This is a genomic window from Armatimonadota bacterium, assembly GCA_031081585.1.
Lineage (GTDB): Bacteria > Sysuimicrobiota > Sysuimicrobiia > Sysuimicrobiales > Humicultoraceae > Geohabitans > Geohabitans tengchongensis.
In genome coordinates this window covers 59,328-73,368 of record JAVHLY010000007.1, presented here as the reverse complement: position 1 = coordinate 73,368, position 14,041 = coordinate 59,328, and the positions used below count along the sequence as shown (strand labels likewise).

The window sequence follows — 14,041 nt, the reverse complement described above, 5'->3', positions numbered from 1 at the left end:
CCCGGGAGGCGCATGGCGTAGAATGGAGTCGACGACCATGGTCGGCGAGACGGTCCAGACCCTGGAGCGCCCGACACCGCCGGCCCCGCAGGAGGAGCGGGAGCGGCAGCCCATCATCATCCTCGAGGACGTGCACAAGTGGTTCGGGCGGCTGCACGTCCTGCGGGGCATCTCCCTGCAGGTGTGGCCCGGCGAGGTGGTGGTCATCGCCGGCCCCTCCGGCTCGGGCAAGTCCACCCTGATCCGCTGCATCAACCGCCTGGAGGCGCACCACCGCGGCCGCATCATCGTCGACGGCATCGAGCTGACCGACGACCTGCGCAACATCGACGCGGTGCGCTCCGAGGTGGGGATGGTCTTCCAGTCCTTCAACCTCTTCCCCCACCTCACCGCCCTGCAGAACATCACCCTCGCCCCCATCCGGGTGCGCAGGTGGCCCCGCGCCCGGGCGGAGCGCGTGGCCATGGAGCTGCTGGAGCGGGTGGGCATCCCCGAGAAGGCGCACAGCTACCCGGCCCAGCTCTCCGGCGGGCAGCAGCAGCGGGTGGCCATCGCCCGGGCGCTGGCCATGCAGCCGAAGATCATGCTCTTCGACGAGCCCACCTCCGCGCTCGACCCGGAGATGATCCAGGAGGTCCTCGACGTCATGAAGGGGCTGGCCCGGGAGACCGGGATGACCATGCTGGTCGTCACCCACGAGATGGGCTTCGCCCGCGAGGTGGCCAATCGGATCGTCTTCATGGACGAAGGGGTGATCGTGGAGGAGGGGACGCCCGAGCACTTCTTCACCAACCCCCAGCACGAGCGCACGAAACTCTTCCTCTCCAAGATCCTCCACCAGTGACCGCCCCGTGACGGCCGCCACAGCGCCCGGGCCGGCCGACGCCCCCGCCCGCTCCACCGTCATCGACGCCCACCTCCACCTGGTCACCGAGGAGATGGTGCGCCGCACGGTGAGGCGGTACGGGACCCTGCGGGAGGCTGCGGTCCAGCGGGCGCGCGTGCGCGGGCGGACCCTGGAGGAGCGCCTGGAGGCGCTGCGCGGCATCACGGTGGAGGAGCACGCCCGCCGCTGGCTGCGCGCCTTCGACGAGGCCGGGGTGGCGGCCGGGCTGTTCATCGCCGTGGGCGAGGCCAACGAGGAGCTGGCCGCCTTCACGGCGGTGCAGCCCGACCGGCTGCACGTCATCGGCTCGCTGGTGGACCCCCTCCACCCCGACGCCCCGCGCCTGGTGCGCACCTTCCGCGCCCGGGGACTGCGCGCCCTGAAGCTCTACCCACCCATCCAGCGCTTCCTGCCGAACGACCGCATCCTCTACCCGCTCTACGAGGCGTGCGCCGAGCAGGGGCTGCCCGTTCTCTTCCACTTCGGCATCACGGTGGGGGCCTTCTACGACCTGAGCTACGCCAGCCCCTTGCCGCTGTCGGCGCCGGTCAAGGAGTTCCCCGAGGTCACCTTCATCATCGCCCATTTCGGCGCCGGCTTCCTGCGCGAGACGCTCTTCCTCGCCTACCACACCGACAACGTCTGCGTGGACACCTCCGGGACCAACAACTGGCGCCTCTTCACCCCCGGCGCCCCCTCGCTGGAGGAGGTCTTCCGCGACGCCCTGCGGGCCTACGGGCCCGAGCGCATCCTCTTCGGCACCGACTCCACCAACCCGCTGGAGTACCGGCGTCACATCCTGGCGGAGCAGACGGCCATCCTGGAGCGGCTGGAGCTCACCCCCGAGCAGCGCGCCCTGATCCTGGCCGGCAACGCCCGCCGGGTCTACCGGCTGGCCTGACCGCGCGTGCGTTCCCTGGCCGAGGCCGTCATGACCGTCGTCGAGGGCTACGGGGCGTGGGGTGTGCTCGCGGCGTTCGCCCTGGAGAGTGCTTTCGTCCCCTTCCCCACCGAGGCGGCTTTCCTGGTGGCCATCCGCCTCCCCCATCCCGTCGCGTTCCTGGCCGTGCTGGGAGGGCAACTGCTCGGCTCGGTGGCGGCCTACCTCGTCGGCCGGCAGGGTGGCTGGCTGCTCAGGCGCGCCTTCTCCGGACGGCCGGGGGCGGCGGCCGTCCAGCGGCCGCTCCGCGACCTCTTCGTCCGCCACGGCGCCGTGGCCATCCTGGTCGTCCGCTTCCTGGGTCAGCTGCGCCCCTGGGGGTCCTGCCTGGCCGGGGTAGGCCTGATGCCCTTCCCGACCTTCCTCCTGTGGACGCTCATCGGCTCGCTCCTCTACACCGTGGCCGGATTGGCCCTCTTCGCCTACCTGGCGTCGCGCTGGGCCCAGTGGGGGTGGCTTCCCCGCGCCACCCTTGTCCTCCTCGCCGTCGCCGGAGTGGTCGGTTGGGTCGTCCACCTGGTCAGGCAGCACCGTGCCGCCCTGGCTGCCCACGGTCCGTGACCACAAGAAAGCCGCCTGAAGGCCTGAAATACCGCCCTCAAAGGCAATAGAACCCCTGGATGGTATGATGGGAGTGCCCATGGCCGACCCCGGAGGGGAGCCCGTCCCGCACGATCCGAGGGGAGGCGGATCGTGAGCCTCACTGTCGGGTTCGTTGTCCTCTTCCTCATCGCGGTCAACGCCCTCTACGTCCTGGCCGAGTTCGGCGCGGTGGGCGTGCGCCGCAGCCGCGTTCGCCAGCTGGCCGAAGAGGGGCACACGCTGGCCCGCCGCCTCCTGCCGCACCTGGAGGACCCGCGCCGGCTGGACCGCTACATCGCTGCCTGCCAGGTCGGCATCACCCTCAGCAGCCTGGCCCTGGGCGCCTACGGCCAGGCCACGCTGACGCCGGCGCTGGCATCGCTGCTGGCGACCTATGGCGGGTGGGGCGAGGCGCTGGCCCTCTCCGTGGCCTCGGTGGCCGTCCTGGGAGGCCTCACCGCCCTCCAGATCGTGCTGGGCGAACTGATGCCCAAGACCGTGGCGTTGCAGAATCCCACGGCCGTGGCCCTGGCCACGGCCCTCCCCATGCAGTGGTCCCTGGGTCTCTTCTCCTGGTTCATTGCCCTGCTCAACGGCAGCGGGCTCTGGCTCCTCCGCCTGCTGCGCATCCCCCAGGCGCGGCACCGGCACGTCCACTCCCCCGAGGAGATCGCCCTGCTGCTGGCGGAGAGCCGCGACGGCGGTCTGCTCGAGCCCGACGAGCACCGCCGCCTGCAACGCGCCCTGCAGCTCACCACGCGGAAGGTGCGCCAGCTCATGGTCCCGCGGACGCAGATGGTCGCCGTGGACATAGACGACCCCGTGGAGGAGGTGCTGCGCACCGTCGCCGCCTCGCCCTTCACCCGCCTGCCGGTCTACCGGGGCACCATCGACGACATCGTGGGCATCGTCCACGCCCGCGACCTCACGGTGGGGTGGGTGCGGGCGATGCGCGCCGCCGGCGGGAAGCGCGTCGTCCCGCCGGACCTGGTGCGGCAGGCGATGCGCCCGGTGCCGCGCGTCCCGGAGATGGTGCGGGCCGACCGGCTGCTGGGGCTGCTGCGGGAGTCCCGCTCGCAGATGGCCATCGTCATCGACGAGCTGGGGGGCGTGGCCGGGCTCGTGACGCTGGAGGACGTCCTGCGGGAGCTGCTGGGGCCGGTCCCCGACGAGTTCAAGGCCGAGGCGGCGGCGCCCCAGCGCCTCCCCGACGGGCGGCTGCTGCTGCCCGGCCGCATGCGCCTGCACGAGGCGGAGCCGTGGATCGGCCCGCTCGGCGACGGCGAGGCCGACACGGTGGGGGGACGGGTGGTGGAGGCGCTCGGCCACCTCCCCGAGGTGGGGGAGCGGGTCACCATCGACGGCGTGGAGGTCGAGGTGATGGCCGTCGAGCACCACGCCGTCGCGGCGGTGGCCGTGCGCCCGGTGCAGGTCGCGGGAGGACGCCGGTGATCCCGCTGCTGGTCATCCTCACCCTCGTCCTGCTGAACGGCCTCTTCGTCGCGGCGGAGTTCGCCATCGTGGGCGTGCCGCGCCCGGCCATCAGCCGCCGGGCGACGGCGGGGGAGCGGATCGCCCGCCTGGTGCAGCGCATCCTGAGCGACCCGCGCTGGCAGGACCAGTACATCGCCACGGCACAGCTCGGCATCACCGCCGCCAGCCTGGGGCTCGGCATGTACGGTGAGCACGTGGTGGCCGGGTGGATCGCCACGCACCTGGAGGGGTGGGGCGCGGCGCGCTGGATCGCCGCCCACGCCGCCGGCAGCGTGCTGGCGGTCACCGTCCTCACCTACCTGCACATCGTCGTGGGGGAGATGGTGCCCAAGTCGCTGGCGCTCCAGTACGCCGAGCCCACCGTGCTCACCGTCACCCCGCCGGTCCTGTGGATCCGCACCCTGCTCTACCCCTTCGTGGTCGGCTTCAACGCCCTCGGCAACGGGCTGCTCCGGCTGGTCGGGTTCACCCGGCGCCCCAGCGCCGCCGAGTACTACTACACCCCCGAGGAGCTGCAGCTCATCGTCGAGGAGAGCCAGGCCACCGGCCTGCTGCGCCCCGAGGCCGGGCGGGTGCTGCGGGAGCTCTTCGAGTTCGGGGAGCTGACCGCTGGGGAGGCGATGGTCCCCCGGGTGGAGGTGACCGGGATCCCCGAGGACGCCACGCCGGAGGAAATCGAGGAAATCCTGGTGACCGACCCGCACACCCGGTACCCGGTCTACCGTGAGGACCTCGACCACATCGTCGGCGCCGTGCACGTCAAGGACCTCCTCGCCCGCCTGGTGGAGGGACGGCCGCTGGCGGTCGACCGGCCCCGCCCGGTGGCCTACCTGCCGAAGACCACGCCGCTCGACCGGGTCCTCGAGGTGATGCACCAGTCCCGCAGCCAGCTCGTGGTGGTGCTGGACGAGCAGGGTGGGACGCGCGGCATCGTCACCATCGAGGACCTCTTCGAGGAGATCGTCGGCGAGATCGAGCCGGATGCCGGGGAGCGCCCGGAGATCTGGCGCGACGCCGCCGGCCGTCTCCACGTGGCCGGCACCGTGCGGCTGGACGAAGTGGGGGAGCACCTGGGCGTCGAACTGGAGCACGAGGAGGTCGACACGACGAGCGGTCTCATCCTGGCCCTGCTGGAGCGGCCGGCCCGGGTGGGGGACGTGGTGGTGTACGAGGGGGTGCGCTTCGAGGTGGCCGCCGTCGCCGGCCACGGCGTGCGAGAGGCCATCGTGACCCATGGCCAGAGCCGGTAAGGTGCGCCTCCTCCACCTGGCCGACGTCCACCTGGGGGCGCCTCTGCCCTGGCTGGGGGAGCGCGGGGCGGCCCAGCGCCGCCAGGTGCGCGAGACGTTTGCCAGGGCGCTGCAGAAGGGGTTGGCGGAGCACGTGCGCGCCGTCGTGGTGGCCGGGGATCTCTTCGCCACGCCGCGGCCGCCCCGCGAGCTGGCCGAGTTCGTCGCCGGTCAGCTCGGCCGCGTGACGGCCGCGGGGATCCCCGTCGTCATCGCCGCCGGCGAGGCCGACGCGCTGGAGGCGGACGGCACCTACGCCGGCGGGGCGCTCGCGGGGGTTCCGGGCGTCACCGTCCTGCCGCCCACGCCTGCCGTCGTCGAGGTGCCCGACGCTCCACTCGCGATCAGCGGCCGCTCGCGACGCCGCGGGGAGAGCGGGCCGTGGCGCGTGCCTGCGCCAGCGACGGGCGTCGCAACCGTGGGCGTGGGGCATGTCGGGGTGAAGGAGGCCGCCGAGGCGCTGGCCCAGGCGCGGGACGCCGGGCTGGCCTACCTGGCCCTGGGGGGCCTCCACCGGGTCCACACGATCCCCGCGAGCGTGCCCGCCTGGTACGCTGGGACGCCCGAACTGGTGGACCGGGACGGGCAGGGCGAAGGCGGCCTCCTGGTCACGCTGGGCGACGGGCCGCCGCAGGTCTCCGCGCTGCGGCTCGGCCGGCGCCGCGCGGAGGTCGTCACGGTGGCGGCAGCGTCGCTCGCCACCATCGACGCGCTGGCGGCCGCCCTCGAGACCCACGCGGACGGCGACCTAGTCCTGCACGTGCGGCTGACCGGTGAGGTGCCGCCGGGGCACTTCCTCGACGTGGCCGCGGTGCGCGAGCGCCTGGGGCCCCGCTTCTTTGCGCTGGAGATCAGCGACGAGGCGACGGTGGGCCTGCAGGCCCCCGAGGCGGGCGACGTGACCGTCCGCGGGAAGTTCCTGGCGCTGGCGCAGCGCCGCCTCGGCGAGGCCCGCACCCCGGAGGAGGCCAGGCGGGTGGCGCAGGCCGCCCGGCTGGGGCTGTGGCTGCTGGAGACGGGAGGGAAGGGACCGTGATCCTGCGGCGCGTGCGGCTGCGCCGCTTCAAGAAGTTCGCCGACTGGACCGGGACCTTCGCCCCGGGCCTCAACGTCATCTGCGGACCCAACGAGGCCGGCAAATCCACGGTGCTGGAGGCGCTCTACGCCGCCCTGGCGGTGAACCCGGCCGCGCCGCCGGCCGGCTTCGTCGAGAGCGTGCGCCCGTGGGGCGAGACCCGCGCCGGGGAGGTCACGCTCGAGTTCGAGGCGGACGGCCGGGCCTACCTGCTGCGCAAGGACTTCGAGGCCGGCACGGCCCTCTTGCAGAGGCAGGACGGCGGTGAGCGCACGGCGGACACCCGTGCGGTACAGCAGCGCATGCTGGCCTGGCTGGGCGTCCCCTCCGAGACGCTCTTCCGCTCCACAGCGTTCGTCGCCCAGGGGGAGCTGGCCCGCCTCACCGACGACCGCCGGCACATCGCCGGGCAGCTTGCGCGCGTGTTGAGCGGGGCGGGGACCGAAGACGTGGAGGCGGCGCTGCGCTGGCTCGACGAGCGCCGGGCCCGGACCGTCGGCGCGGGCCGGGGCTCCGGGGCCGAGGCCGTGACCGCTCTGGAGGCGCAACGGCGCGACCTGGAGCGCCGCGCCGAGCACACCGAAGCGCTGGCCGTCGAGCTGCGCACCGTGACCCGGCGGCTGACCGCCGTGGAGCGCGAGGTGGCATCCCGCCGCGAACGCCTGGCCGCCCTGGAACAGGAGGCCACGCTGGGCCGGCGGCTGCAGGAGGTGGAGCGGGAGCTGAGCCAGTCGCGCGACCTGCTGGCGCGGTTGAACACCCTCTCGGAGCGCCTGGCGGCGCTCGAGGCGCGGGCGCAGCAGGTCAGCAACCAGCGGGAGGCGGCGCTGCGCGAGCTGGTGCAGGCCCGCCGGCAGCTCACCGCGTTGGAGCAGGCCCTGCGTACGGCGCGGGAGACCCTGGACCGCGAGGAGCGCACCCTGGAGCACCTGGCCGCGCGACACCGCGAGGCGCGCCGCCGCAGCGGCGTGGGCCTGATCCTGGGCGGCTTCGGGGCCGCCGCCACCGCTGCGGGGACGTTGCTGGCCCTGCTGCGCGACCTGCCCGGCGCCTGGGGCGCGACGCTGGCCGGCCTGGTGGTCATCCTCCTGGGGATGCGGACGCGCGGGCGCGTCAGCGAGACCGAGTCGGCCTACCGCGCCCAGGAGCAACGCGTGCTGCGCCTGCGCCAGCAGGCGGAGCAGGCGCGCGGGGCGCTCGATGCGGCGTCCCGTGATTTCCGCGCCCGGCTGGACGCGCTGGGCGTGGCCTCGGTGGAGGCGGTGGAGCAGCAGTACGCCGCCTTCATCGAGGCGGTGCACCAGCACGAGGAGCTGCGGCTGGCCTTCCACCAGCTGCTGGGGAACCAGACGCGCGAGGCCCTGGAGCAGCGCGCGCGGGACCTGGAGGCGGAGGTGGCGCAGCTCCGCTCGCGGGTGAGCGCCCGGTCGGAGGGGAAGACGGCCCCGGCGGCCGCAGCCCCGGCCGAGCGGCTGGCCCGCGAGCTGGAAGGGCTGGAGAAGGAGGCGGCGCTCCTGCGCGACCGCCGCACCCAGCTGCAGCGGCAACTCGCCGAGATGCCCGACCACGCCGAGCAGCTCCTGGTGCTGGAGGAGCGGCTGGCGGCGCTGCGCGCGCAGCAGGCCGCCGTGCAGGCCGAGGCGGCGGTCCTCGACCTGACCCGCCAGCTGCTGGAGGAAGCACGCCGCCAGTCCTTCGTGCCGGCCCGGGAACTCGTGGAGCGTCGGGTCAGTGAGTACTTCCGTCAGGCCACCCATGACGGCTACCAGCGGGTCAGCCTCGACGAGCGCGGCCTCGTCCCGAAGGTGTGGGTGAACCGCGCCGGCGGGTGGAAGGGCGCCCAGCACCTGAGCCGCGGCACGGCGGACCAGCTCTACCTGGCGGTGCGGCTGGCCCTGGTGGACCTGGTCTGTCAGGGGCGCACGCCGCCGCTCTTCCTCGACGAGCCCTTCGCCCACTTCGACGCGGCGCGCGCCGAGGCGGTGGCGGCGCTGCTCGCCGCGGCGGCGCGACAGCGCCAGGTCTTCCTCTTCACGGCCCGCGTCCCCGAGGCCTGCGCGCAGGCCCCGGCCATCTCGCTCGCCCCCTGAAGCGGCGAGGCCCCCTTCACCCCGAGCCCGGCTGCGCCCCCTCCCGCAGCCAGGAACGGATCTGCGCCGCCAGGTCGTCGAGCACCGCAGCGCGCTGCGCGGCTGGCAGGTCGGCCAGTGCCGGTACCTGGCGCCAGGGCTGGCCCGCCCCATCGTCGCGGGGGCCCGCCGGCGTTTCACTCTCCACCCGTACCCACGGCCGGTCGGGATGGCGGAACCCCTCCACCAGGAGGAGCTCGAGCGGCTGCCCGAGCGCTTCGGCCACTGCCACGACCGCACCGGCCAGGCGCGCCACGGGGAGCCCCGCGGCGTCGCGGCGCACGCGCAGGACTTGCTCCTCCGGGCCTGACAGGAGGACGGGCGCGGCCCCGGCCCGCACCATCCGGTCGCTGTCGCTCCCGGGGCGGTCGACCTCGAAGCCGTGGGCGGCGTGCTTGACCGCGCCCACGGCGATGCCGTCCGCCCGCAGCCGCTGCACCACGCCCTCGATCAGGGCGGTCTTGCCGCTGCCCGACGGACCCACCACGCCGATGACGAGTGGCGATCGTATCGCAGGCGGGATCACCAGGTCGGCCCGATCCTCCGGACGGTCGAGGGCGAGCGTCGGCACGCGCGAGCCGGCCCGCAGCGGTGGGGTCCCGGCCCGCAGGAGGACGAGCGCGTTCGCCCGCACGGCTCCGCGCAGGCCGGCTCCGCCATCCAGCACCTCCACCTCGGGCGGCTCGCCCGAGGTGACGGCCCACAGCGCCTGCGTCCGGTGGGATGGCCGCCTGAGGTCGGTCCGCAGGCGGGCATAACGGATGGGCCGCACGACGTGCCGGTGCCCCGCCAGGCGGAGCAGCACGGGACGCACCAGCAGGTGGTAGGTGGCCAGGCAGGCGCCGGGGGTGCCGGGCAGCCCCACCACCCACCTGGCCCCCAGGAGCCCCGCGAAGAACGGTCCCCCGGGCTTCAGGTCGAGGCGGCCCACGACCTCGCGGGCGCCCAGCCCGAGCCAGGTCTGCGGCACGCGGTCGGCCGCTCCCACGGAGACCCCGCCTGTGGAGAGGACGACGTCGGCGGGACCTTCCGCCGCCTCTCCCAGCGCCTCGGCCAGCGCGGCCGGGTCGTCCGGGATCACGCCGGCCGTCTGCACTGCGCACCCGGCCGCCGCCAGCTCCAGGGCGAGCACGGGCGTGTTGGTGTTGGGGATGCGCCCGGACGGCACGGAACGGTGCGGCGGGCGCGCTCCGGCGGGGAGGGGGACGAGCTCGTCCCCCGTGGAGAGCAGCAGCACCCGTGGCCGGCGGTAGACCTCCACTTCGGCCGTCCCGCACGCCAGCAGCGCCCCCACGGCACCCGGCCGGATCGTCTCACCCGGCGAGACGAGCAGGGTGTCGTGGGCAATGTCCTCGCCGGCCTCGATGACGTGCGTCTTGTTCGAAGGGGGTACCTCGAGCACGAGGCCGTCGCCCTCTCGGCGGACGTGCTCGACGGGGATGACCCGGTCGCCTCGGTGCGGCATCGCCCCGCCGGTAGGAATCGCCCAGGCCTCCCCGCGGCCCGGCCCCTCGCCCGGTGGCGAGCCCATGCGCACCGCCCCCGTGACGCGCAGCCGCACCGGTCGTCGGGGTGAGGCCTCCGCCACGTCGTCGCGCCAGACGACGTAGCCATCCAGGGCGGCGCGGCGGAAGTGGGGAACGGGACGGCTGCAGCGGAGAGGCGTGGCGGCGACGCGACCGGCGGCAGCGTGCACCGGCACGCGCTCCGTCCCGAGCGGCGTCGCGTGCTCGAGGATCCGTCGGAACGCCGTCTCCGGGTCGACCGCCACCGTCGCCCTCCTCGCCCTCATGGTACGATGAGCCGCGCATGCGGGCGGTCACGGGGATCGTCCTGGCCGGCGGGCGCAGCCGGCGGATGGGGCGGCCGAAGGCCCTGCTGCCCTTCGGTGACACCACGCTGCTCGGTCGGGTGGTGCGCCGGGTGGCCGAGGTCTGCCCGCGCGTGCTCGTGGTCGTGCGCGATCCCGCCGTCCTGTCTGGCGAGGACGACCGTGCCGTCCTGCCGGCGGGCAGGCCCGCGGGCCTGCCGGCGGGCGAAGTGGTCGTGGACCGCTTCCCCGGCCTCGGCCCCCTCAGCGGCCTCCATGCCGGGCTGCTGGCCACGGAGACCCACACCGCAGTGTGCGTCGCCTGCGACCTGCCGCTGGTCAAACCCGCCCTGCTGCGGCTGCTGGCGGATCTGGCCGCGGGACATGACGCGGCCGTGCCGGTGGTGGGCGGGCGGTCGCAGCCGGTCTGTGCGGCTTACCACCGGAGCGTGGCCGATGCGGCGGCGGAGGTCCTGGCGCAGGGCGGCGGGGCGATGCGGGACCTCCTGGGGCGCCTCCGCGTGCGTCTCGTGGAAGAGGCGGACCTGCGCCGGGCGGACCCGGACCTCGTCTCCTTCCTCGACGTGAACACCCCGGCGGACTACCGGGAGGCGCTGGCGCGGGCTCAGCGCGAGGCGGACCTGCCGGGGGGCGCGGAGATCCCCGGGGCGGGGGACGCACCGGAGAGCGGCGCCCGGGGGACCAGCCGTTCGAACCCGCTGTAGACGTTGAAACGATCGCCCCGCAGGAAGCCGATCAGGGTCACCCCGAAGGCCCGCGCCGTCTCCACGGCCAGGCTGCTCGGCGCCGAGACGGCGCAGAAGACGGGGACGCCCGCGGCCACCGCCTTCTGCACGAGCTCGAAGCTGGCCCGCCCGCTCACCATGACGATGTGGTCGTCCAGGGGCAGGCGCCCCTCCAGCAGGGCCCAGCCGACGAGCTTGTCCATGGCGTTGTGCCGGCCCACGTCCTCCCGCACCGCCAGCAGGGTCCCCCGCGCGTCGAAGAGGGCGGAGGCGTGCAGGCCCCCGGTGGGGGCGAAGAGGCGCTGCCCGGCCCGCAGCCGCTCGGGGAGCTGCACGAGGGTCTCGTGGGTGAGGCGCAGGCCGCCCGCGGGCGGCCGGCAGCCGCGGCGGGTGAGGGCCTCGATGCTCCCCTTGCCGCAGACGCCGCAGGCGCTGGTCGTGTAGCCGTAGCGCTCCAGCGGGGCCAGGTCGGGGAGCCGGCCGGCGCGCAGCTCCACGGTGACGACGTTGTAGAGCTGTTCGGCGGGGAGGTCCAGGCAGTAGGCGATGCGGCGGATCTCCTCTCGCGAGGCGACCACCCCCTCGCCGAAGAGGAAGCCGGCGGCCAGCTCGAAATCGTTGCCGGGCGTGCGCATCGTCACGGCGACGGTGCGCTGCTGGCCACCCGCGGCCAGGCGGACCTCCAGGGGCTCCTCGGTGGCCAGCGCGTCCGTGCGCCTCTCCACCGTGCCGCCGCGCACGGCGTGCACCGTCGTCCGCACCTGGCTGCCGGGGCGCCGGATCATGGTGACAGCGTGGCCCCCGCCGCGGGTCCGGTCACGGTGACGCCGTCACCTCCGGCGGGCGGTCGGGGGGGACCTCCACCCACACCACCGCGTTGTAGTCGGGGATGCGCACGTCGGCGGAGCGGCGCCGCGCGGAGATGAGCACGTTCCCCTCGGGCCAGTGGACCTGGAGCGTCCCCGGCATGACCGGAGCCAGGCGGACGCGGCCGTGGAACGTCCCCACCTCGTTGCGCAGGACCACCCGGTCGCCGTCGCGCAGGCCCAGGCGCCGCGCGTCCGCCTCGTGCATGAGCACGGCCTCGCGCGCCGCCCCCGTGAGGGCGTCTCGCCGCCCCTGGACCATGCTGTTGAACTGCCGGCCGCGCCGGGTGCTGAGCAGGAAGGCCCCCTCGGGCCGCTCCAGGGTCGGCAGGGGGACGACGGCGAAGTGCGCCCGGCCGTCCGGCGTGGGGAAGGTCCACCCCCGGCACAGCAGCGGCCCACCGTACTGGAACTGGTCGCCTTCCCGCTGCAGGTGCTGGATGCCGTCGTAGAAGGGGACCACGCGGGCGATCTCCTCGCGGATGGCAGCGGGCCCGGCGAAGTGCAGCCGGTCGGCCAGGTCGGGGCGCACCCGCCGGGCCAGGTCCATGAAGACCTCCCACTCCGGCCGGGTCTGGCCGATGCGGGGGCCGGGGACCTCCGGGCTGAAGATCACCCGCCGCTCCGTGGTGGTCTGCGTGACGCCGCCCGGCACCTCGTAGCGGGTGGTGGCGGGCAGGAGGAGCACCGCCTCCGCCGGCTCCAGCAGCATCTGGTTCGTGAGGACGATGTCCATGTGCACGCGCAGCGGGACGCGCTCGAGCGCCTGCCGCACGTAGGCCCGGTCGGGCATCACCTCCAGGAAGTTCCCCCCGACCATGAAGAGGACGTCGAGCCGCCCCTCGGCGGCGGCGTCCACCATCTCGGGGGCGGTGAGCCCCGGGGACGCCGGCACGGGGAACCCCCACTGCTCGCTCAGGCGCCGGGCGTGCTCGGCCGTGACCGGCAGCCCGCCGGGGAAGGCGGTGGCGTAGGCGCCCATCTCCGCCCCGCCCTGCACGCCGGAATGGCCGCGGATCGGCATGAGGCCGCAGCCCTCGCGCCCCACGAAACCCTTGGTGAGGGCCAGGTTGATGATAGCGCGGACACTCCCCTCGCCGACGTCGTGCTGGGTCACCCCCATGGACCAGACGAAGACCGCCGTCTGCGCCTCGGCCACCATCTGGGCGAAGGCGCGCATCTCCTCGCGGCTCGCCCCGCTCTGCCGTTCCAGCGCCTCCCAGGGCTGGGCGGCCAGCGCGTCGGCCAGCGCGGCGAAGCCGGTGGTGTGGCGGTCGATGAAGGCCCGGTCCACCCACCCCTCGGCGACCATCCAGCGCAGGGTCCCGTTCAGGAAGGCGATGTCCCCGCCGGTGGTGATGAGGAAGACCCGGTCGGCCATGCGCGTCCCGAAGAGGGCGCTCTCCAGCACCGACGGCACCCAGTACCGCTCCATGCCGGGCTCGCGGTAGGTGTTCACGAGCACGACGCGCGTGCCCAGGCGCCGGGCGTAGTAGAGGTACTTCATCATGACCGGCTGGTTGTTCGCCACGTTCGACCCGATGAAGACCGCCAGGTCGGTGCCGAGCAGGTCGGCGTACGAGCAGGTGGTGGCCGCCACGCCCAGGGCCTGCTTTAGCGCGAACGTGCTGGGCGCGTGGCAGACCCGCGCGGCGTTGTCGATGTTGTTGCTGCCCATGGCCCGGACGGCCTTCTGCGCGGCGTAGTAGTGCTCGTTGGGCATCCCCCGGCTGGTGAGGTAGCAGGCGAGGCGCTCCGGCCCGGCCGCCCGGATGCGGTCGGCGACCAGCGCCAGCGCAGCGTCCCACGAGACCGGCCGGAAGCCCGCCTCCCCGCGCCGGCGCAGCAGCGGGACCGGCAGGCGGCCGAGCCGCCGCAGGGCGTCGTTGGTCCGGCCGCGCAGGGGGGCGACGTCGACCAGGTGCCGCACGTCCAGCGGCGGCAGCGTGTTGAGCCGCAGCAGGCGGAGGCGGACGTTGCAGAGGTGGATCCCGGGGAGGGTCCAGTCACGCAGCCCGGCGGTCCCGAGCGCGCACCCGTCGCAGACCCCGTGCGCCAGGATGCGCCAGGCGTAGGGCAGGCGGTCCCGGTTCTCCCAGATCGCCTTCCCGATCTCCAGGTAGTTGTTGGGCCGCTGCTCGCCGATGCCGAACGGCTTCCAGCTGGCCCAGAGCCTGGGCTCGAACCCCCGGACCTTGCGCCCCTCCGCCACGACCCTCCGCCG

General features: G+C 74.4%; 11 protein-coding genes. 8 read left to right on the top strand and 3 right to left on the bottom strand.

The genetic code is table 11. The annotated features are described in order from the left end of the window. The first annotated feature begins 22 nt into the window (after positions 1–22). From RB146_04345 to RB146_04315, 7 genes are all read left to right on the top strand, one after another. The gene (locus RB146_04345; GenBank protein ID MDQ7828212.1) at positions 23–844 is read left to right on the top strand and encodes an amino acid ABC transporter ATP-binding protein; all 822 of its coding nucleotides are present in this window, start codon (positions 23–25) and stop codon (positions 842–844) included. A 7-nt stretch (positions 845–851) separates the two neighbouring features. Beyond that, on the top strand, positions 852–1,787 hold the full coding sequence (locus RB146_04340) for an amidohydrolase family protein (protein ID MDQ7828211.1): 936 nt from the start codon (positions 852–854) through the stop codon (positions 1,785–1,787). Between the two features lie 30 nt (positions 1,788–1,817). Beyond that, positions 1,818–2,387: a VTT domain-containing protein gene (locus tag RB146_04335; GenBank protein MDQ7828210.1), complete on the top strand. Its 570-nt coding sequence runs from the start codon at positions 1,818–1,820 to the stop codon at positions 2,385–2,387. Between the two features lie 132 nt (positions 2,388–2,519). Beyond that, positions 2,520–3,860, top strand: coding sequence for a hemolysin family protein (locus tag RB146_04330; protein MDQ7828209.1), 1,341 nt, complete (start codon positions 2,520–2,522; stop codon positions 3,858–3,860). Further along, on the top strand, positions 3,857–5,152 hold the full coding sequence (locus tag RB146_04325) for a hemolysin family protein (protein ID MDQ7828208.1): 1,296 nt from the start codon (positions 3,857–3,859) through the stop codon (positions 5,150–5,152). Before RB146_04330 ends, RB146_04325 begins: the two co-directional genes overlap by 4 nt. Beyond that, complete coding sequence (locus RB146_04320) at positions 5,136–6,227, top strand: DNA repair exonuclease (GenBank protein ID MDQ7828207.1); 1,092 nt, start codon at positions 5,136–5,138, stop codon at positions 6,225–6,227. Before RB146_04325 ends, RB146_04320 begins: the two co-directional genes overlap by 17 nt. Then, positions 6,224–8,356: an AAA family ATPase gene (locus RB146_04315; protein MDQ7828206.1), complete on the top strand. Its 2,133-nt coding sequence runs from the start codon at positions 6,224–6,226 to the stop codon at positions 8,354–8,356. Before RB146_04320 ends, RB146_04315 begins: the two co-directional genes overlap by 4 nt. A 16-nt stretch (positions 8,357–8,372) precedes the next feature. Here RB146_04315 and mobB read toward each other — a convergent pair whose 3' ends face one another. Continuing rightward, a complete protein-coding gene (gene mobB / locus RB146_04310) occupies positions 8,373–10,166 on the bottom strand; it encodes a molybdopterin-guanine dinucleotide biosynthesis protein B (protein ID MDQ7828205.1) in 1,794 nt (597 codons plus the stop codon). Between the two features lie 38 nt (positions 10,167–10,204). Between mobB and RB146_04305 the strand changes: the two genes are divergently transcribed. Beyond that, entirely contained in the window at positions 10,205–10,930 is a 726-nt protein-coding gene (locus RB146_04305) for a molybdenum cofactor guanylyltransferase (GenBank protein MDQ7828204.1), read from the top strand. Here the strand turns inward: RB146_04305 and fdhD are convergent. Together fdhD and RB146_04295 are read right to left on the bottom strand one after the other, a co-directional pair. Beyond that, positions 10,831–11,736, bottom strand: coding sequence for a formate dehydrogenase accessory sulfurtransferase FdhD (gene fdhD / locus RB146_04300; GenBank protein ID MDQ7828203.1), 906 nt, complete (start codon positions 11,734–11,736; stop codon positions 10,831–10,833). The genes RB146_04305 and fdhD overlap by 100 nt on opposite strands. 31 nt (positions 11,737–11,767) lie before the next feature. Further along, the gene (locus tag RB146_04295) at positions 11,768–14,029 is read right to left on the bottom strand and encodes an FdhF/YdeP family oxidoreductase (protein MDQ7828202.1); all 2,262 of its coding nucleotides are present in this window, start codon (positions 14,027–14,029) and stop codon (positions 11,768–11,770) included. Positions 14,030–14,041 lie beyond the last annotated feature (12 nt).

Excerpts from the sequence above, each read along its gene's own strand:
- RB146_04305 (MDQ7828204.1), top strand. The coding sequence starts at position 10,205 with ATGCGGGCGGTCACGGGGATCGTCCTGGCCGGCGGGCGCAGCCGGCGG.
- RB146_04335 (MDQ7828210.1), top strand. The coding sequence starts at position 1,818 with ATGACCGTCGTCGAGGGCTACGGGGCGTGGGGTGTGCTCGCGGCGTTC.
- RB146_04345 (MDQ7828212.1), top strand. The coding sequence starts at position 23 with ATGGAGTCGACGACCATGGTCGGCGAGACGGTCCAGACCCTGGAGCGC.
- RB146_04320 (MDQ7828207.1), top strand. The coding sequence starts at position 5,136 with ATGGCCAGAGCCGGTAAGGTGCGCCTCCTCCACCTGGCCGACGTCCAC.
- fdhD (MDQ7828203.1), bottom strand. The coding sequence starts at position 11,736 with ATGATCCGGCGCCCCGGCAGCCAGGTGCGGACGACGGTGCACGCCGTG.